We start from the raw sequence: 20,397 nt of genomic DNA on the forward strand, positions 1-20,397 counted from the left end.
TTTATTGATTTTGCAACTTCCGTTAAATGTCAAGCTGCATCAGAAAATCAATAAATGACAGCCTGTAAAATATTATTATGTAGTAACTTTAACCATATCAATCCCTGGGCAAACGCTTTACATAGGAACTGCTTGTTAGCTGCCGTCTCTTGCTATTTAATATACCCTTCTTCTTTCAATTTGGCGTGAATTAATGATGATAATCCACTGTCATACCTGATCGAGTCGGCTTTATTACACCAACTTAGTGCATACTTATATTGCTTATGACTTAACTTGACTAAACTGTATCCATAGTATGCATTACTGCAGTTTGAATCAAGCATTGCTGCAATAGAAAAATTTGCAAATGCATTCTTTGTATCATTAATTGTCAATAGTGCCATTCCTTTTGTGGCATAAACTTCTGCGTCAGGATAGAGTTTTAGAGCTTTGTCATAATCTGCTAATCCCAGAGATGTCTTCTTTTTAGTAAGCAATGCTCGTCCTCTATTTACCAGTGCAGTAAGGTCAGTAGAGTCTATTTCCAAGATTCGAGAGTAGTAAGCAATTGATCGGTCAAGTTCTTTGGTTGAGTCAGCAATTGCAGCCAAGGTAAAAAGGCTGTCTTTAGAAAGATTTTTGTCTACTTCAAATTTCGAATTACATGAAAGAAATAAAAGTGTCACTATTGTAATTAGGAATTGTCGCATTTTGATGGCAGCTAACGAGCAGGGCTTTATGCAGGTTGGGAATTAGTATTCCGTCCGCTGATAACCGCTGCTGATTGAAAATATAATGTTGAATATAAGAAACTAATTTTGAGATTTATTCGTCCAGACCGAACTGAAGCTGAGATTTGCAATTAGCTGATGTTACCATGTCATGCCCAACTTGCATAAAACCCAATGTTAGCTGTGGTTTTTAGTCCTTGAATAAATATTGTCAAATTTCTCCGATAGTTTCATGTATTCTTCTTTCCAGTCGTTTTGTAAAGAATATTCTTGAAAGGTTGATGTCGGCAAAAGGTGAATATTTAAATTTTCAAACAGCTTTTGTCACCTTTGTTTATTTGGTTGATGTAACCGGTCAATTCATCTCTCACTTCTTTTGCTGTTTCATAGCTTGTCCAAAGCATATCAGAATTGTCGGTGAATTTCGCTTTTACAATATATAAGATGTCAACTAAATCTTTTGTCATGAGTCTCTATAAAATTCTAAGTGGTAATTTTCAGCAATGCATTCAAACGTATTGTCTTTAAAGAAAAAAATGTAATGGTTCAGATTTCTTTTGTCTGTCATGTCAGTAAGAGTGGTGTGTCTTGCCGGAAAATCTGTTTCCCAATTGGTGTCTAATCTATAAAACTCACCCCACGGTATGTCAGTGTATTTATACCGGTATTGTCCCATGTAATAACCTTCGTCATTCATAGAATTGAATGAATATTTAAGACAATTAAGGAAAGTTAATTTTGCTTTGTCACCTTCTTTGAATTTTTCATAAATGAAACAGTTCACAAAAAAGTTGAGTGTCACAGAACTTCCTTCCACCGTAAGTTCTACTTCTGGGGCATTGGGGTCGGCATTCCAGTCTGTTGTCAGTAGAGTGTTGGTCATAAAATCACAGCTAACGTTAAAGCATTGGCGATGTGGCGGTATTCCGTGTTCCGTCTGCCTAGTTCTGCCGCTGATTAAAGATACTAAAGTTCATTGTTTACTCCTCTGCTCGGCGTCATTCGTCTGCAGAAACCGAAGCAGAATTGCAAACAAAAAGTTGAGAATATAATTGTCGCCCCGCCATATTTCCAATGCAATGTTAGCAGCAGCTTTCTACTCTGGTTCTTCTTTTGGCAAAACGCAATCCTCAATTGCACCCTCAACGATACCTACTTCGAATGGATCTTCAACTAATTCGGTTCTGTTTATTACTTCAATGTGTGTGTCAACATTAATGAATAACTGACCAGTATCCTTGAAGTCCTTAGAAAGCAATTTCCATTTTAATGTTATTACTTGTTTATCATGTTTAGGCTTAATAAATATCGTATCAGATAGTAAGATGTCGTCGCCCACAAGAATTGGTTTCTTAGGATTTATTTTTATTCTGTTATTTGACGGTTCCAGATTGATATTCGTGTGGATAGTATTTATGAATGGCATTCCTCCGCTTTCATTGGTTTCGGATAAATCTTGGATGTCGCCGATTATATCTAAAGTCACGACATAATCTTCAATGGGCTCACTTCCTGAATTCAGAATTTTTATCCTAAAGCCAAAGAAACTTAAATTGATATTTGTCTGAAAATCAGGAAGACCAACTACAGAAAAATTATTTATTGAAGATTGCCTTCCCAAGCCCGTAAAGAAACTGTCAAACGAACCACTAGCTGGTACAATATTTTGTCGCTTATCAGTAATTGTCTTCACAAATACTACTGAAGAGTTCAACTGTAATGCATCATCCTCGAAGGTTATTTTTATTTCTTTTCTAGATTTAAAATTTTGGCTTTTGATATACCAGTCATGAGTCTCTTTGTTTTCATCAATTAGATCGACAATGTCTTCCCATGAAAATAAGTGTACTTCAAAAAGTTGGTTGGTTAAATGCTCAACATTCTTTTGTCGCACATATGCCTCAATCTTAGCGTCTTTTACAGCAGTAGTAGCAAAATAAAGCTTCTTTAAAGCCGGTTTAAAATGCCTCGCATTTTCAATTTCTTTGTCAATTTCTTCTTCTGAGAATTGTTTGTCCGTATACTCGTCTTTGCCCTTGCACTGAATGCCAAAATAATCTATTTCGCCTTTGGGTATGCCATAGATATCTACTCCATGCTGTAGTTGCCCAGGACGTCCATTTTTTTTTATTTCAGCGCAATTCCAAATCTCTCCCCAAAGTTTTTTGCATAGGGTTTCAAAGTCTTGCCAATTAGTTGGTCGTCTTAAAGATTTTGATGCTTGCATAAATTGCTGCTAACGTTCAAGTATTGGCGAAGGCAGGGCCATTATTAATGTCCCGCCCGGTCTATCGATATATTATTTACAAAAGATCATATTTATAACCTAAAGCTACATTGTAACCTTAAAAAGCTTGGACTTACGTTCATCTATGATATTCTGTTGAAGTTCCAACGTCCCGCCCTGCTTTTGCTAATACTCATGTTGGCTGCACACCCTTTTTCTCAATCTTACCCAAATAGAAAAATATTAAATGTTTTGCCTAAGAAACTAAGTGTATAATAGAAAATTAGACTCAGAATGAAAATAGAAGCTATAACGCTTGTAATATATGCAAATGGATCTTTATAATATGGTTTACCGTCAATTATATAATGTCTTTTATTAATAAATTTCCAATAGGTTTTCATAAAAAAGCTACTCAAAATCATTGTCCCAATGATTAAGTATGGAACATAAAATATCATTAAGATATATCCACCTGCTAATGCCGCTTGTAAAAGTGGCATTAGTTTTAGGTAATTATTGATTTTCGGCCTTTTAAATACGATAAAATACTGCCTATTAAAAGTCCTACTAACATTAAGTATCCAGGGACTGTAATTAATGCTACTGGCACATCCGACTTGTCATTCTCTGGTTTAAATAAATATCCCATTGCAATAATTATTCCCATAAGCTCTCCAAGTAATCCAAATTTAAGAATGTGTCGGTAAGTGTCTTTTTGATTTCTAAAAAGTATTATTTTAATAAGTCCGGTTATAGTGCATGCACCTAAGGCTATAAGAATAAAAACAATTGTAAGAATTAATAAAAGCATATTCAATGTTTTATAAAAGTTCCATCCTTGACACGCAGACAGGGTCCTTATAGGGTTGCAGCCAACGTAGACGGCTTGCTGCTGTGCTGGAAATTTATAACTGTCAGCCTGGAAACTGAAGCCGATTGATGAACCAAAGTACAAAATATTTACTATTGCTCAATAGGGTAATGTCGGATGGAACTACTGCTGATATGCTAAACAAAAGTTGAGATTGCGTACTGTCGCCAGCATAGCAGCAAACCGATTGTTGTAAGCAGGCTTTCAGTCGCACGTAAATACTTTGTCTTCTTGTTTAAATCTGTCACAATAAAGGTCGTATTCATTTTTTGTCAATAGATTTATTTCAGTATCATCTGTCGGTTTTAATCGTCGAAGCATAAACCAATTTATCCTGTCAACAAAGCCCGTACAACCGCCAGCCGTCCAAAACCATGACGTGTCACTAATGTGGTTAAGAAAAATTTGTTTGAGTCCTTCGTAGTTGCGTGAGTGAAGAATATTGAAAGAATAAACTACAAGAACTTCTGATTTGCTGTTTGTTAACCGTACCAACTCCTGATTTGTCGCTTTTGATTTAAGCCGCTTGTATAATTTGAAATATTTGTTGTTTGTCTCTGGTTTTGCAGCATATCCCACAGCATAGCCAAAGTGAACCATGTTGTCCTTTTGAAGTTTGTCGGCTATAGCTTGAATTTTCGGTCTGATGTTGTTTAGACTGTCATCGGCATTAACTGTCAAACTAATCAATGTAAAGATTCCGAAAATTATAAGATGCAGTCTTGCAGCTTGTATTTTAGTGGTTGTTTTCATTAAGTTTATTTTGATGTGTCATCCTACCTCTTGCACTGTAACGCTGTCGCCCAAGCTTGCTTACAACGTTTACGGCTTGGCGATGTGGCGGTATTTGAAAATCGTCAGCCCGTAACCGCTGCTAAATTTATAACTAAAAGTTCATTGTTTATTCTGTTGCTCGGCGTTATTCGCCGGCTGGAACTGATGCCGAATAGCGAACAAAAAGTTGAGAATATATTCGTCGCCCCGCCATATTGCCAAACCGCCTGTTGCCTGCTGGCATTTTAGTCGGTCTTTTGAAATATCCCATGTAAATATTGAATTCCATCGTTGTGATTTTCACCTTTCAAAACTTCAATTACTTCGTCTGGTAATTTCTTACTTGCAAATTCTTTGTCAAGCAATGAAATATTATGTTAAAGTAATAGAGAGTTGATTTCTTTTTCGATAATTTTCAAGGAAGTGTCCGTAATGTCTCCAATTTTGTCAGCAATAAATAGTCCGCCCCAAACAACTGTGTTAAGTGTCTTACTGAAAGTAGTTTGTCCATAAGCAGCAACAGGAGCACATAAGCTTATACAAACAATTATTGCATTACCTTGATAAGTGTCACGTCCTTTTGGATAACACATAAACTCAAGGTAGTTACCTAAACCTCCGTCTTCTGAATAATATGTGTCAAAAAGTAAATTCTGTGTCAGCTTTGAAATAAGGTCGCCATAGTAGCCTTTTATGTTGTCGTCAATTTGATTTCTGTCAACAGTCCAGCTGTCTCTGTAAGGAAGCCATGAAAATATTTTATTCACTTCTTTTTCTGTCAACATTGGTCACTTCAATTTAGTAGGGTGTGTAATATGCTTGCAGGCAACGATCAGGGCTTTATGCAGGTTGGGAATTAGTATTCCGTCTGCCAACAACCGCTGCTGATCTAAAATATAAATTTGAATTTAAGAACTAATGTTGAAAGTTGTTTGTCCAGCCTGAACCACAGTTTGGATTTGCAATTAGCTGATGTTTGTTTGTCGAACCCAACTTGCATAAAACCCAATGTTGCCTGCTGTACTTTGTCTTACTCAAGTGTCAATTTGTGATTTTTTCTTGTACAAACCAAAAGTGAGATTGCCAATAGTAAAAATGGTGTCCCGCTCCAAAATGAAAAACTGTCAAGACTAGAGTTTAAAATGTTCTTTGTCAAAATAATGAATGAAAAAAACAGAATGAAAAGTCCAGCATAAATTACTCTGAACTTTTGAATTTGTTGTTTCTGAAAATATGCAATAATCAAAATAATTTGTCCGACTAAGGCAAGTGCTGCTGATAAAAAAAGTCTGTCGTTATAATTATCTGTTAAGCTAAACTTTGTGTCACCTTGAAAAAATTCTTTAAAGCCGATTATTTCAATTAATCCTAAAAATCCAATTCCGTGTCCTGCCCCAATAAGAATGAGAAAGTTAAAAACTACAGTCAGAATTATAAGTCGGTTTATAATTTTCATTTCTGTCTAAAAGTTGGTTCTGTATCCGCCAATAGTTTTTGATAGTTAAGGTTTATGTTTGCTAATTTTTAGAATGACTGAGGTTTCAATTCGTATAGCAGGCAACGGCCGAGTATTTGCGAAGGCAGGAAATTCATTGATTGTCCAGCCCGGTACAAATGCTCATTTGAAAATATGTTGTTGAAGTTATGAACAAAAGCTGAACATTGAACGTCGAGCCCAAACTGCTGCTGATGCTTGCATATAGCTGATGTTAGAATGTCCAGCCCTGCTTTTGCAAATACTTTTGTTGTACGCAGTTTATTCGATTTGTTTCGATTCAATTTGTTGTAGTATTCTTTCAATTTGGCCAAACTTAGTATTCTCATAGGGAGCTTTTAAGTCTTGACTTAGCTCTACTGTTATCGGTCTCATTGTAATTTTCATTTCTTCTTGTGATAATTTCTCGCTTGTCACTTGTGGCAATACTAAAGAAGCAAACATATACGAAACGGGAGTTGTCAGTTTGACTTTTTGCTTAAGTTCATCGCAATATCCTGATGCTTTACTTTTCTTAATAGGTATTACTAAATTAGAAAAGTTACCAAAATGTAATACTGGAATACTGCCGTTGTACTTAGTTGAAAAAAATCTGATTCCGTCAAGCTCTTTGTTATTTACAATCCATTGTAGCAACAATTGCGGAATTATATATTCAGGCTTAAACGGAAAGTCTCTATGTTGTACAACATTAGACACTGCTGCTTGTAAAGGCCAAGTTGCTAAAAATTGCACAATAAGAAAGTCAGCCATTTCGTCTACATCACCATCTTTGTCAAAGCCGATAAAAGATAATGCTTGATTAGTGTGATTAAGATTCAAAAATTTTAACTTACTATCTTTAAGGTCAAAACGTGAGAATTGAGTCCTGTCAAAATCGGGCTTACCCAACTCTTCCCAACACAGATACGTTGAGTTTGCTAAATAAAGGCAAGGGATGCCAGGTAAACTATACCGTTGTGAGTTAACTAAATAACGCTTCTCAAAAGGTATATGAAACATTTCTTCTCTTGTGAATAATATATCTGAACCATACCGTGCTCTATAAAACTGTTCAGGTTCATTAATACTTGGAATATCTGTTATTCCTTCTTTTATTAATAAATGTTTTTTTATTTGATTAACGCCAGTTTCCAATAATTTATATGCAGCAATTGTGTCACCATTTAGAAAGGATTCTATCGAGTCTAGAATTGAGTTAGCTAAAATTTCAATTTTTGGTCGTATAGCTTGTACTTTTTCTTGAAGTCTGCCATTAAATGAATCCAAGTTGGAATTAAATATGTCAAAAACTCCCTTTTGATGTTGAAGGAAATCTTCATTCTTGCGTTTGATTGGTATTGCGAAGTCTTGGGATTTAAAAATTGTCTCGTTAGTCATAGTAATTGCGTACAACGGTCACGGCTTGGCGATGTGGCGGCATTTGAAAATCGTCCGCCGGAACCGAAGCCGAATAGAATTACTAATGATGAAGATAAGTACAAAAGCTCAATAGTAAAAGTCCAGCCCGGACTGAAGCCCAATAGCGAACAAAAAGTTGAGAATATATTCGTCGCCCCGCCATATTGCCAAACCGCCTGTTGGCAGAAGTTTTTAGTCGTGCCCACTAAACAATTTTGCAAGTTCTGGAATACTTTCAACAATGTTAAGCCCTTTTTGAACTGCATAATCATAGACTTCAAATGACATGTCGCCTTGTTTGCCGTATATGTCAAGTCCGCCTGCAAGAATGTAGTCATATTCCAGTAACTCAAACATTAATTTTTCTTTGTTCATTTTGTCATAGGGAACATATTCGCTTAGCCATTTTACTTTTGTAATAAGAGGACATTGGCTTTTGATGTTCTTTTTTATAGCGTCTTCAAAAAGAAAATATTCTCTCATTGTTGGTACGCCATACTGCATTATTACAAAAAGGCTTTTCCCATTAGTCAGGTTGTCTTCCTCAAGTATTGCTGGTGGTGTCGTGCCTCTCTCATAATAGATGTTGTCTTTAGCAATTAAAGACAACTCTTGTGAGTAATCAGCATTTTTGAAAAACTTTGAGGTCGTTTTGTTTTTCATCAACTCGTACCAGTCAAGAACATAATTGCCATTTCTCAAACAGTCAACATTCCAGTCGTAATACGGACATTTTGAAATGTGTGTCCAGTCAATTGAAAGAGTATCTGAAAAATGCTTAATGAAGTCTTGAAAGTATTTCATTTCAATTAAGAAAACATTACTGAACTCGGTTGTTTCGGGGGCAAAAAGATTTTTAACTTGTTCTACGATTTTGTCATTCTTCTCAGCTATGGCTTTCTTAGCTATTTCGCACTTGGTAGAGTAGTCGCTCTGTTTATATGTGTCAAAGCTTGTTGAAGAGTAGTCTGCCAAAAGTTTTTTGATTATCTCGTCTTCTAGTTTGAATTTGTCCGGTACAGAAAGTTTCTTGATTTCAGCCTTATGCTTCTTTGCATAGAATTTCATCTCATCTTCCACATAACTGTCCTTGATGGTAAGTCCCGAAATTCTAACGTAAAATTGTGAATGGATGGTCGTCATAAAATTTCTGCCAACGACCACAGCTTTGCGTTCGGCAGGGTATTTGGAAAACGTCCAGCCCGGAACTTCAGCCAATGTAATTTACGATAGTTGAAAACATATTCTGTTGTTCATCTGTGTTAGGTCAGCCGGATATGTAGCTGATAGTAGCACTAGGATGATATTTTATTCGTCGCCCCCTGCTGACGCAAAACTGCCTGTTGTACGCCGTGAAGTTATCTATCTGCCTTGAGCAAATAGCAATTGTCAAGATTGAGTTTTGTCAGATTTGAATACCAGTCAGCGAATGGATAGTCATCCTTTGAGAATATTTCTAAATACTTGCCCACTCGTTCAAATCTTTCTTGTTCGTCAATAAAGTACTTGTCGTCTGATGGAACCCCATCTTCATCTAAGTCCCCGTTGTCGTATGCATGCCAGTAACCTTCATTTAAAATATTATTTAGTACGTCAACCTTTTTGGCTACCGGAAGAATGTTTGAAAAGCTTTCTGGTGTATGCCTTTGTGACAATACTTCTTCCTTGTCGGCTGGCTCTGTCAAGAAATATTGATAGTTGCTGTTATAACCGTCAATTGATTCTCCACCATTGTCAAGGTTGTAATATAGAACGTCGTCGTCATGAAAATGAAATGATAAAGTGTAGGTGTTAAGCAATTTGCTTAACGCATTTGTTAGGTCATATAAGTAGAAAGTGTTTTCAATGTTTACGTTTAATTCTATGATAGTTGTCCAGTTGCCATGTGACTCTGTTATTAGGTAAAAGATGCCAGGTTTAGAATAAACTTCATTGTCAAGCACCCCTTGGTAATTTGAATTGGAAATGTCGAGCTTGGAAAAATTCTTTAGGTTTCGATTTGAACCCAATTCATGTTGAAGTTCCTTAACTGTCTCATCCTGAGACTTTTTAAAGATGTGAAGAACTGTTGAAAATAGTCCCATGTTTGAATTTTAGATTGTACGGATTTTACGGCGTACAACGTTCAAGTATTGGCGAAGGCAGGGCCTTTTCTAACGTCCCGCCCGGCCAATATGATTAATTAAATTCAATTGTTTATATTCTTTTCAAAAGCCAAATTGGAAATGTTACAAGCCTAATATGTTGCCGATTAATGATCCAATGTTGATGGCCTTTAATGTCCCGCCCTGCCTTTTGCCAATACACGTGTTAGGCGCATTATAAGCCACCTTCAAAGTCTATTAACGTATCTTCACTTTTCAATAATTTGTAGTTCGTTAATATTCTAGGTTTGAATTCGTTGAAGTCTATGTGTGATAAAACTGTAACGATTAAATAATTACGGTTTTTAAGAATTGGAATCCACTGGGAGCTTATACCTGGATAAACTTCTAGTTTTAACGCTGTAATATTATATAGGAAATCATTGGCATAAAAACTCATAGGAAAATCCGCATAATAACTTTTATCAATAGCAGTGTCATAATTCATAAGGTATCTTGCTTTCCTTAATAGTTTACCGTTAAGGTTACGAGCAAATGAAAGTCGTCGAGGCGGAGTTTCATTCAGTTCATTTTCGCTGTACTCTACTTTAATTTCAAGATTTCCTTCTCTAAAGTCGGTGTTTAATATTAAGGTGTCTTTTTTTATTGTATAGTCTCCTTCAGAATATTCATGACTACCAAATGGTCTTTGTGAATTAAATATAAACCTGCCGGATTTTAGAAAAACTAGTTTACCATAGGCTGAATGATAAGAGTTGTGCTCCTCCCAATTATAAATAACACTTGTGTCTGAATTTAATGCGTTTGGAATAATTTTTTTCCAGTATTGTCCTTGCACTAATGTGCTATATATAATAGTGCAAAAAAGGAGAAAGATATAATGTAATGACTGCGGCATTTAAGTGTCTGATCAAGATGCGCCTAACGGGCAGGTATTTGCGAAGGCTGGGAAATAGACTTCCGTCCGCCCGGCTGCCTGAAGCTAAATTTATAATTAAAAGTTGATGATTTGCACTTAGCTAAATTAATAATGTCCAGCCCGATATGAAGCAAAATTGAAAAGCAACAAGTTGAAATACGGCTTCTGCCCGCCCAGCTTTTGCAAATACCAATGTTGTGTGCCGTTATTTTGGTCGGTCACATTCTTTGTCCAAATAGTCATCAAAGTTTTTATAGTTCTTGTAAACCGATAAATACGTTTTGTACGCTGGATAATAGAATTTGCATTCTTGAATTAGTTCACTTTCGTTTCGTTGCAATTTGTCACAGAGTATTTCATATTTTTCAACCTCTTGGATAAGCTCTTCGCATTCTTCAAATGTTGCACCATTTGCTCCATATAAAACGCCTGTTGGCAATTCGTGAAGTGTGTAATTCAAGTAATCTCTTGTTGCCTTTTCAGATAATTCAAGTAGTTCTCTGTCGTCTGGTGAAATACTCAATCCTTTTTCTAAAAGTGTCCAACTTGAATATGTATTGTCTTTTGTATAACCTTGATAACTTACAAGATGTTGGTCAAGTTTCAAAAGTCCCTTGATTGCATTTACATTGTTTTGTTCTACTTGGTCAGAAAGTATTGGGTAAATTAAGTGTTTAAAAAGAGGTTGTCGAATTCTGATGTCTTTGATGGTCAGACAATCAATTATTTCTAAAATGTCAGTCGAAGTCAATTTTATCTTATAGATTTCTTTGTCTTTAAAAAGGTTGTCAAGTTTTTTGTTCTTGTCTGCCTTGATAAAGGTTTTAGTTTCTATGTCAATATAGGTTTGTAGAAATCTTTCTTTGTCCACGGAATGTCTGGTTATAATGGCACACAACGGCCGGCAGCTTTGCGCAGTGCTGGTAATGAAGCACTATTGCCGGATCCGCTGTTCATTTATTGATTACTGTTTCAATCTCTGTTCTTTTGATGAATCTGTACATAGCCTGAACTGCTGTACAGAAAGGAACTGCTGTTCATTGAACCGATGTCCCGCCAGCATTGCGCAAAACTGCGTGTTGCGCGTTGTACCCTACTCATTTAACAATTCAATTATTTCCGATTGAAGAACTGGTAAATATTGTATTACTATGCCCCAGATTATTTCATCTGATACATGATCGTAGCCGTGAATTATTCTATTACGTGTAGATACTATTTGTCGGGCATAGGACAAATGAATTGTGTCTGTTTTGTGAAGGATCCTATTTGTAGCTTCTCCGATAATTTCTAAATTCCTTTCTACTGCTCGTCGTGTCCGGGTGTCATTTTTATATGCTTCGAAATCTTTTGGAACCTCTTCAAAAAAGCCATCGATTTCATTTATTGCATTCAAAATGTCATATAGCCAGGTTTTAATTTCAATTTCCATAAACAAGTTTTCTGGAATTTGAAATTGACTCCTTAAAATAAGGGTTCTTTACTGCGGTCTCTTCAATTAAGTCCACTGGCCTTTTAAATAGGTCCTCTAACGAAAATTTAAAATTGAAATAGTTATTCGTATAATTTTCCAAGTCCATATTGTCGAAATGGACAATAAAATCAATGTCGCTAGATTCATTAAAATCTTCTCTTAGGACCGAACCAAACGCATATAACTCCTTCACCTTGTGTGTCGCGCAAAGTCGTTTAATAGAGTTTGAATAATTGTCCAGCAGTTTCATATAGCTAAATTAACCAATTTTTGTTATTAGTTGGAGTTTCCGAATATAGGGTCCGGGTATAACGCGCAACGATTACGGCTTGGCGATGTGGTGGTTTTTGAAAACCGTCAGGCTGAGCCGTCGCTAAATTTATAATTATAAGTTCATTGTTTATTCCAATGCTAAGCTTTATACTTTAGTTGGATTTAATGTTGAATATGGAATAAAAGTTGATTAAATATTCCTAGCCCCACCATATTGCCAAACCGCCTGTTGGGCGCTGCGTACTAATCCCGAAGCAATTGTTTCTTAACTGTTTTTTTCCAATGTGTTGTGGCCTTGTACGTTTAATTGTCCATTTGTCGCGTCGCGGGTGCTATTATTTCTTTACTTCTACTATTGGTGACGCAGCCCATTTTACATATTATTAGGATTCTCAAATATCGGGGTGCGGTGTTCGTATTAATTTAAATGCTGCTATTTGTCCTGCACCCGATATACCATGTCGTCAGCATTTTATATTTTTAGAATACGTTGTTACACCGATAGCTGAACTTAACAGTCGCGTTAGGTGGTGTTACACTCTTTGATAAGCTATTGCGTCGTAAGTTGCCCACCTTACTATTTGTTTTACTGTTTGCATTCGGGGAAACCGTGCCCCCAGTAAATGTTTCATACAATATTGACCTCTATAATTCAAGTACCCCACCTGGCTATTAATTGTCGCGTTTGCATTCTGATATTCCTGAATCCTCAGAATGTTGAATTTAAGTCCTCCCGAATATTCTGCTTCTCGAATTTCTGTCCGGGTAGCTACACTATAGGAGGAAGATAAGTAGCGCCCAACGTTCAAGTATTGGCGAAGGCAGGGCCATTTCTAACGTCCCGCCCGGCCAACTGATATATTATTTACAAAAGCTCATTTTTATAACCAAAAGCTCAATAGAAATCGTGACAAGCTTGGACTAATGATCATCATTGATCTACTGTAGAAGTTTCGTCGTCCCGCCCTGCTTTTGCCAATATTTTTGTTAGCGGCAGTATCACCAATCCCCCCCTAGCAAATACAACTCATTCTCCCACTGTCCATTTACAAGTCTTCTTATCCCAAATGAATGTCCACCTGACGAATTTCTGATATACATAAAAAAGTAAAAAAGCATCGAATTATTTCTCAAGTATACCGGGTTAGAAAAATAATACGCCCACTTTAAAACTGGGGTCTTCGGTCGTTGTCCTGGTATAAGTCCCAAAACCGAATCTCTAATTATGCTATTTAATGAATTAATTTGATTTACAATTGAATCAGATTCAACTGCAATTGACATTGGAATTAGAGAATTCGGAAGAATTTCAAAAACAGCTTCTTTCATTCTTCGCCTGATATATCTGACCTCAGAGTTGGTCAAACTATAATCTTTAATACCAGTCAGGGCTTTAGCATCTTCAAATGTACTTTTCCGTAACTCATTTATGGAATTATTTACAATATTCTTCGGTAGTCTATTCGAATAATAAATTATTCCGTTAGGCTCCATACCTCTAATTTTCTTTGAGATTAAAGCCCAATAAGCACTATCATTTTGACCAAATAGAGATATTGTGGTTAATGACAGAATGATCAGAATTGAAGACTGCTTCATATTGCCGCTAACGTTCAGGGCTTGGCGTTCGGTGGGGAAAATTTGATGTCCCGCCTGGGCCATTGCCTATAATTTAATTAATGTTGAATTACTATTCTTACTTTGAGTTTGATACAGCAGCTGGATCAAATGTTGAAATTTTGAAAAAGCTGATTGTTAGTTTGTCGCGCCCCACTGACGCCAAACCCTCTGTTGGGCGCTGTACATACTTTCAATGTAATATTGATTCAACTATGTTTTTTTTATAAATTAATACGTAATAATTCTGTTCGTCGCGATACGAAAGTATTTTTTTGAAACTATCAAATTCTTGTTTCACGTTTTCATCTACTGTCCTTGGTTGTGGTTTATATCTTAGTCCATTTTTCCAAATTGTCTCTGATTTGGAAGCTTCCTTTTCTGTCCCGCCAGGACTGTCTGATATTAGTTTACTTAAATCTTTTGAATTAGGGTCTATTGGAAAATATTCAAACAATGTATCAGTAATAATAAAATATGGGTAATGCTCTGCATACATGTGATGTTCAAATATTGTCATTGCAATTCTTGGATGTGATGTAATAAAATAGTCCCAAAAATCTTTTGAAAATTTAACCGGTTTGATTACGTTATTTAAGTCAATACTTGTACCATTAAAATCTTTTGGGTATAAAACTATAAGTACATCATTTGATATTGTCAGTTTATTATTTGCGTCGCAAAAGGTTAATAATATTATCAAAATGATTGAACACAGGAGTTTCATGGTATAGCGCCCAACGGCGGCAGCTTGGCGATGGTGGGGAATTGGTATTCCGTCTGCCCATTACAACCGCTAATTAATAATATTTAGTTGAAATTTAAATACCAAAGATCCATTTTATTCATCATTACAAATGGATGCTTGGATATATTATAACGTCGATTGTTGCCTCGTCCGCCCCACTAGCGCCAAACTGCTTTGTTGGGCGCTGTTACTTTGAGTATTACCAACAGGAATATTATGGAATAATATGTCAACATATGTTTCGTTATTTGTCCTGCTTATCCAGAAAATACTTAGTAACGTTCCTTTTTTTGATTTCTGGAGAAATTTCGGCATTGTCCATGTAAAAATTAAATACCTTAAATGTCTCTTTAAAATTCAAAACTTCACTATCATGAATTCTAATTGGTCCAGAACCAGTATTTAACATTGTCCAAACTGTCTTTAAGGCACTCTTGTACTCACCTCTGCCAATTATATAATGTTTAAATGAAGAAACTGTACCAATCCTAATTTCCACAATAAACTTATTATCCGAACCTGCGCTTTGCAGATAAGAATTAGTCCCTGCCTCCAGTATTAAATATTTACATACACCAGTTCTTAAGTCGTTAAGCGCTGCTAATAAATCTATTTGTTTAGGGTTAGGAATATTAACTATATCGCTTCTCAAATTCAGAGGTTGTTTCATAAAAATAGCGCCCAACGCGTTTATTTACGCAATTAGACGAAGTTCATTAAAAAATAAATTGCTCATTATCAATTATAATCTTTGCGTTCAGGTGGATTGTGGTTGCGCCAATCCAATTTGGGGGTGGGAGGTGCGTTGAGATGGATTGTTTGCCTGATTACTTGTTTCATGTTTCCTGTTTCTCGTTTCCTTTTTTCCTTCCACCATTTTCCTTTCCACCATTTTCCTTTCCCCTTTTACCATTCGACGCCGCCACGGCGGATTAAATCATCAAACGGACTGATAATATTCACCAACTGCTTCTTGCTTACATGCAGATACCGCTCCGTCGTTTTTATGTTGAAATGCCCCAGCAAATCTTTGATATAGCGAATATCAACGCCTTTATCCAATAAATGCGTCGCAAAACTGTGCCGCAAACTGTGAACCCCAACCTCCTTCATGATGCCCGCACGCTGCTTCGCCTGGTGAAAAATGTCCTGAACAGTCCGGGTGGAATAGGCCGTGCCTGTCTGCTCCGATTCAAATAAATACTCCTTCGGGCGCTTACCCAGCATCTGAATATACTTTCGCAGAATGTCCAGTAAAACCGGACTCAAATTCACATACCGATCTTTCTTGCCTTTCGCCCGCTCCACAAATAACTGCATCCGGTTCGCATCTATATCTCCTAACTTTAATCGTACCAATTCACTTACCCGCAACCCCGCACTGTAGATCGTAAACAGCATCGCCTTGTGCTTGCGGTTCTCCAATGCATTAAACAAGCGGGCTAATTCTTCCTCATTCAATAATTTGGGTAACTGCGATGGCTTTTTCGGCCGCGAAATCTCAAAAAACATTCGCTCGCGCTTCAATACCTGCTCATAGTAAAACTTCAGGGCATTGATCCGGCTATGGATCGTATGCTCACTTAACTTCAACTCCGTAAAACAATAAGCCAGGTAATCCTTGATCCGGTCGGCAGTCATTTCATCCGCCCGATGCTTTCCTAATGTGTGGAAGTAAACACCTAGTTCATTTAAATAGGTCCGAATGGTACTGGGACTATAAGCCTTCAATATCAATTCTCTTTTCGTTGCCTCCAATGCCTGCTGATTCTCCAGCGATAACCGGCTTTTGGGTACGTACGATCTTTTTTCTTGTACTGCAGTAATTGGTTCTGCTACTCCTTCCGGTTTTTCATTGCTTGCCATACGAATCGCTTCCTGTAACTCATCCGGTACAACCTTTTTTTGCAGAAATAGATCAAGTGCCTGACGGTCCAACTCCAGCCTATCACCTACCAACTCCTCCAGGCGACGATACCACACTGCACTCATAGGACCATACCAACACCGATGGGTTCTGGACCACTGAATTCCTAATGGACGTAAAATTGTTAGTAGAACCCGATCATCCGGAAAATAAAGGGCGATCCGATCAGCCCCCCGGTGATGCATACCCGACAGGAAAATTTGACGAACCCACACCAACTCCCATTTCTCTTCATGGCCAACCCCACTTGCATTTTTCATATCCCCACATTTTTCAACCTCACTTTAAACTACCCCAATGCTTCGCCACCTGAGTCCCATTACAGGGATCAAAGGATAAGTGCCTAAACATAAAATATTCCCAGCAACTTTGCAAGGGTTAAAAGACGTTTTATCAATAGTTTTTTAAAAATTGAAAAGAGTATTTTTTCACCAACGGTTTGAGCTGGATGAATTGTTTCATTGGCATTCATCCTGTTAGTTAAACAGAAGTCTTCCAGGATTGAAAACCCAAACTCCGGCTGCTGTATTATTCAGGTGTATAGTTATAGAAGTATCGAACCTCCACCTAGTATAGCTATATCAGTAGGATTAATCAACACTCTTTAATTATTGTAGGATCTGACAGGCCGCAGCTATAAATTTTCAATTTATCTCAGAACGGTTGCTGAGTGCTTCACTGGCGGTTCACTGGTGGTTGAAGAGTGCTCCAGAAGTGGTCAAATAGTGCTCCCGGAACGATTAAACAGTAGTGATGGAACGATCAACTTCTGCCGAATGGACGTAGAATAGTACCCGAATGGTAATCAAATAAAAAAGCAACTACCTGTTTGTAGCTGCTTTTTTCGCTCCCCCTGCTGGACTTGAACCAGCGACCCTCTGATTAACAGTCAGATGCTCTAACCAACTGAGCTAAGGAGGAATTTGCCCTTTTAAACCAGGCCGGTTTCCCTTTTGGGGAGTGCAAAAATAGGGATTTTTGCATTGGAACAAAATTTTTAAATGGAATTTTCTGCCCCCCGCCCCCATATTCTTAGTAGTTTGCATATCAATAGTATATGATCTACTCCTCCCTTATTTGCGACCAACCCGAATCCTTCCTCTACCGGCAGGATCAACTGGAGCTGACCCCTCCTTCCGCCAACACCCCAACCGCCCTGCTCAAGGTGAAACAGGTCGGTATCTGTGGTACCGATCTGCACGCCTTCGATGGTACCCAACCTTTCTTTCAATACCCCCGTATCCTCGGCCACGAAATCTGCGCCGAAATCGTAGAGCTGCCCCCAACTACCCCCAATCCCGATAAATTCCAAGCCGGCGACCTGGTCACGCTGATCCCTTACTTCAGCTGTGGCTCCTGCATCGCCTGCAGATCCCATAAACCCAATTGCTGCTCCTCCATCCAGGTCTTCGGTGTCCATATCGATGGCGGCCTCCGCCAATTCATCCAGGTACCTTTCTCCGCACTGGTCAAAGGCCCCGGACTGAACCCCGACCAGCTCGCCCTTGTTGAACCCCTGGCCATCGGCGCCCACGCTGTCAGAAGAGCCAACCTCCAGGCCGGCGAATCGATCCTGGTTATTGGTGCCGGACCCATCGGCCTCGGACTTATGGAAATGGCAAGAATTGCCGGCGCTGCTGTGATCGCGATGGATGTCAACACATCGCGACTCGAATTCTGTCAACAACAGCTCGGTATTCAGCATACCATCAACCCTAAAGAAGAGGATGCTGTGGAAGCAATTAAGAACATCACAAAGGGAGATATGGCTACCGCGGTTTTTGATGCTACCGGTAATCTTAACGCTATTGAAGGCGGACTGCAATTTCTCGCCCACGGCGGACGGTTCGTCCTGGTTGGTTTGCAAAAACAATCCTTCTCTTTTTCACACCCCGAATTTCACAAGCGCGAATCCACGTTGATGAGTAGCCGAAATGCTACAAGAGAAGATTTTAACTGGGTGATCAGCTCGTTACAGTCGAATCTCATTCAACCGGCTAATTATATCACGCACCGCATTGCCTTTTCCCAACTGGCGGAGCTGTTCAAATCACTTTCCAATCCTTCAAATGGAGTCATTAAAGCCATGGTTGATATGGAGGCCTAGGACTGCGGAAACTCGCATCCCATGAAGGATGCAGAGGAAAGCATTGAAGTGTGCCAGAGAGCCTAAGGCTTCGGGCCTACTTCCATCAAATACCGATACTGCAAATACTTCGGTCTTTTATCCGGCATTAAAAACCCGATCTTCAGTTTGGAGATATGATAATGCGGAAAGCTGTCCACCACCTGCACCGGTACGCCCATCGTTACCAGTGTATCGCGCTGCTCCCTTGTACTATAATACAATACCGCACTGTCTTTTGCTGCATTGATTACCTCCGCGCGATCGGTATAACGTACAGGCCCATCCGAATAAAAATCCAGCGAATAGGAGAGTGGATTGGTTTGATAAATACGTTTGCCGGGTTGTTGCTGGTTCACCTGTTTGGCTACCTGCTCGCCCGACTGATATTGCAACAAGGCCGGATAAAAATAAAGGTTCAAAAATCCATAGAGCGTAATCGCCGCTAGGCTGGTACTTAAGATCATCCGCGACGGTAAGCCAAAGCCATAACTGGCAGTTTTTTTCCTTAACAGGTTCCAGATGATCGCCATGGATAACACATATACCAGTGGACGGAAATTCAACCCGTACATCAGGACCCAGAGTCCAATGCATCCTACCAGTAGCAGGATGGAAATCCCTACCTGTATGCCTCCCAACACCCGAAGCTTTTTACTCTCCACATCTTGTCGCAGGAGCCAGTCCACCGTTACTATCGCAAAGAAGGGAAACACGATGTTCATATAATGCGGCAACTGAAACCGAGAGGCAGAAAACAATAAAAAACAGATCAGTGAGATCCCCGGCAATACCCATTCTCCTTTTTCTCTTCTCACCAGTCCTTTTATTTTCTCCCACATGGCGATATACAACAATATCGACCAGGGTAAAAAGGCCCATAACAACGTATGCAGGAAAAAGAAGGGATCACCCTTGCCTTTAATCGGCCCGGTATTCATAAACCTTCCAAACTGGCTGTCCCAGAAGAAAAACCGCAAGCCCGATACCCCCGTCCTCCCAAATACTACTTTCTCCGGATGTTGATCAAACTGCCAATACAAGGTGAGCAATTCCGGTAAGATGAAAACCCCCACCAGCCCCAGCGCGAGCCACCATTTCGGCTTACTCAGTTCCGCTTTCAACCGCCCATTCAATGCCCAGTGCAAGAGAAAGGCACCCACCACCGGTATCAGGATAAAGATCCCCTTGGTCATGATCGCCGCTGCCAGGAACAAGGCCCCCAGTACCAGGCCAGTCCGCCTCTGGCGAAAACCTGGCAACCAATAATACACACATCCCGCCAGCAATCCCGTCAGGTAAGGCTCGGCCCGCACATCGTTGTTGGAGATCACCAAATGAAGCGCTGTCAGGTAGATCAACAATGCCACCTGCGCTACCTGCTCAGAATACAGGCGGCGCGCAATCAATAAGGTATACCATCCCCCCAGCGCCCAGAATACCAGGGCTGGAATTTTATACGCAATCTCATTGATCCCGAAGATCGAATAACTGATCGCCGTCATCCAGAATGGAAAATGTGGCTTGTCCAGCCAGTCGCGGTTATGGGCATACAAATTCACCCAATCCCCTTTCAACACCATCGTCTTAGCAATACTTGCATACAAGGCGCCATCCGGCTCCAGGATGCTGCTGTGTAATCCCAACAGGTTTACCAGGATACCTGCTACCACCAGGGCAATATACCAGGACCGCCAGCGGACCGGCGACAATGATTCCGTCATG

Annotated in this window: 21 protein-coding genes and 1 tRNA gene; 1 reads left to right on the forward strand and 21 read right to left on the reverse strand. The window is 38.9% G+C overall.

The features are described from left to right. Positions 1 to 152: 152 nt before the first annotated feature. From L0U88_RS19510 to L0U88_RS19600, 20 genes are all read right to left on the reverse strand, one after another. A complete protein-coding gene (locus L0U88_RS19510; protein WP_234868356.1) occupies positions 153 to 668 on the reverse strand; it encodes a tetratricopeptide repeat protein in 516 nt (171 codons plus the stop codon). Between the two features lie 347 nt (positions 669 to 1,015). Then, positions 1,016 to 1,180: a hypothetical protein gene (locus tag L0U88_RS19515; protein ID WP_234868357.1), complete on the reverse strand. Its 165-nt coding sequence runs from the start codon at positions 1,178 to 1,180 to the stop codon at positions 1,016 to 1,018. Next, on the reverse strand, positions 1,177 to 1,596 hold the full coding sequence (locus tag L0U88_RS19520) for a hypothetical protein (protein WP_234868359.1): 420 nt from the start codon (positions 1,594 to 1,596) through the stop codon (positions 1,177 to 1,179). Before L0U88_RS19520 ends, L0U88_RS19515 begins: the two co-directional genes overlap by 4 nt. 213 nt (positions 1,597 to 1,809) lie before the next feature. Continuing rightward, positions 1,810 to 2,940 (reverse strand): hypothetical protein, encoded by a 1,131-nt coding sequence (locus tag L0U88_RS19525; protein ID WP_234868361.1) that lies wholly within the window; start codon positions 2,938 to 2,940, stop codon positions 1,810 to 1,812. Between the two features lie 508 nt (positions 2,941 to 3,448). Beyond that, on the reverse strand, positions 3,449 to 3,754 hold the full coding sequence (locus tag L0U88_RS19530) for a hypothetical protein (RefSeq protein WP_234868363.1): 306 nt from the start codon (positions 3,752 to 3,754) through the stop codon (positions 3,449 to 3,451). A 264-nt stretch (positions 3,755 to 4,018) separates the two neighbouring features. Beyond that, positions 4,019 to 4,567, reverse strand: coding sequence for a hypothetical protein (locus L0U88_RS19535; protein WP_234868364.1), 549 nt, complete (start codon positions 4,565 to 4,567; stop codon positions 4,019 to 4,021). Between the two features lie 398 nt (positions 4,568 to 4,965). Continuing rightward, on the reverse strand, positions 4,966 to 5,373 hold the full coding sequence (locus tag L0U88_RS19540; RefSeq protein WP_234868366.1) for a hypothetical protein: 408 nt from the start codon (positions 5,371 to 5,373) through the stop codon (positions 4,966 to 4,968). Positions 5,374 to 5,618: 245 nt separating this feature from the next. Then, positions 5,619 to 6,044 (reverse strand): hypothetical protein, encoded by a 426-nt coding sequence (locus L0U88_RS19545; RefSeq protein ID WP_234868368.1) that lies wholly within the window; start codon positions 6,042 to 6,044, stop codon positions 5,619 to 5,621. A gap of 300 nt (positions 6,045 to 6,344) precedes the next feature. Continuing rightward, positions 6,345 to 7,463, reverse strand: coding sequence for a hypothetical protein (locus tag L0U88_RS19550; RefSeq protein WP_234868370.1), 1,119 nt, complete (start codon positions 7,461 to 7,463; stop codon positions 6,345 to 6,347). Between the two features lie 213 nt (positions 7,464 to 7,676). Then, positions 7,677 to 8,702 carry a hypothetical protein gene (locus L0U88_RS19555; RefSeq protein WP_234868372.1) on the reverse strand — a complete coding sequence of 342 codons (1,026 nt, stop codon included), beginning with the start codon at positions 8,700 to 8,702 and terminating at the stop codon, positions 7,677 to 7,679. Positions 8,703 to 8,842: 140 nt separating this feature from the next. Beyond that, positions 8,843 to 9,568, reverse strand: a complete 726-nt coding sequence (locus L0U88_RS19560; protein WP_234868374.1) for a hypothetical protein — start codon at positions 9,566 to 9,568, stop codon at positions 8,843 to 8,845. Between the two features lie 235 nt (positions 9,569 to 9,803). After that, complete coding sequence (locus L0U88_RS19565) at positions 9,804 to 10,427, reverse strand: hypothetical protein (RefSeq protein WP_234868376.1); 624 nt, start codon at positions 10,425 to 10,427, stop codon at positions 9,804 to 9,806. Positions 10,428 to 10,713: 286 nt separating this feature from the next. Then, positions 10,714 to 11,379, reverse strand: coding sequence for a hypothetical protein (locus tag L0U88_RS19570; protein ID WP_234868378.1), 666 nt, complete (start codon positions 11,377 to 11,379; stop codon positions 10,714 to 10,716). Positions 11,380 to 11,601: 222 nt separating this feature from the next. Next, complete coding sequence (locus tag L0U88_RS19575; RefSeq protein WP_234868380.1) at positions 11,602 to 11,940, reverse strand: HepT-like ribonuclease domain-containing protein; 339 nt, start codon at positions 11,938 to 11,940, stop codon at positions 11,602 to 11,604. After that, a complete protein-coding gene (locus L0U88_RS21170) occupies positions 11,930 to 12,232 on the reverse strand; it encodes a nucleotidyltransferase family protein (RefSeq protein WP_353620681.1) in 303 nt (100 codons plus the stop codon). The genes L0U88_RS19575 and L0U88_RS21170 overlap by 11 nt, the downstream gene beginning before the upstream one ends. Before the next feature lie 1,022 nt (positions 12,233 to 13,254). Continuing rightward, the gene (locus tag L0U88_RS19580; RefSeq protein ID WP_234868382.1) at positions 13,255 to 13,917 is read right to left on the reverse strand and encodes a hypothetical protein; all 663 of its coding nucleotides are present in this window, start codon (positions 13,915 to 13,917) and stop codon (positions 13,255 to 13,257) included. Between the two features lie 148 nt (positions 13,918 to 14,065). Then, the gene (locus L0U88_RS19585) at positions 14,066 to 14,599 is read right to left on the reverse strand and encodes a hypothetical protein (RefSeq protein ID WP_234868384.1); all 534 of its coding nucleotides are present in this window, start codon (positions 14,597 to 14,599) and stop codon (positions 14,066 to 14,068) included. A 265-nt stretch (positions 14,600 to 14,864) separates the two neighbouring features. Then, entirely contained in the window at positions 14,865 to 15,272 is a 408-nt protein-coding gene (locus L0U88_RS19590) for a hypothetical protein (protein WP_234868386.1), read from the reverse strand. A 254-nt stretch (positions 15,273 to 15,526) separates the two neighbouring features. Further along, a complete protein-coding gene (locus L0U88_RS19595) occupies positions 15,527 to 16,807 on the reverse strand; it encodes a tyrosine-type recombinase/integrase (RefSeq protein ID WP_234868388.1) in 1,281 nt (426 codons plus the stop codon). A 587-nt stretch (positions 16,808 to 17,394) separates the two neighbouring features. Continuing rightward, positions 17,395 to 17,468, reverse strand: a tRNA-Asn gene (locus L0U88_RS19600). 136 nt (positions 17,469 to 17,604) lie between these two features. Between L0U88_RS19600 and L0U88_RS19605 the strand changes: the two genes are divergently transcribed. Continuing rightward, complete coding sequence (locus L0U88_RS19605; protein ID WP_234868390.1) at positions 17,605 to 18,654, forward strand: zinc-binding alcohol dehydrogenase family protein; 1,050 nt, start codon at positions 17,605 to 17,607, stop codon at positions 18,652 to 18,654. Between the two features lie 62 nt (positions 18,655 to 18,716). On the opposite strand, the gene L0U88_RS19610 is transcribed toward L0U88_RS19605, so the two are convergent. After that, positions 18,717 to 20,396 carry an ArnT family glycosyltransferase gene (locus L0U88_RS19610; protein ID WP_234868391.1) on the reverse strand — a complete coding sequence of 560 codons (1,680 nt, stop codon included), beginning with the start codon at positions 20,394 to 20,396 and terminating at the stop codon, positions 18,717 to 18,719. Position 20,397: the final 1 nt, after the last annotated feature.

This window comes from Flavihumibacter fluminis (assembly GCF_021491375.1).
GTDB classification, from domain to species: Bacteria; Bacteroidota; Bacteroidia; order Chitinophagales; family Chitinophagaceae; genus Flavihumibacter; species Flavihumibacter fluminis.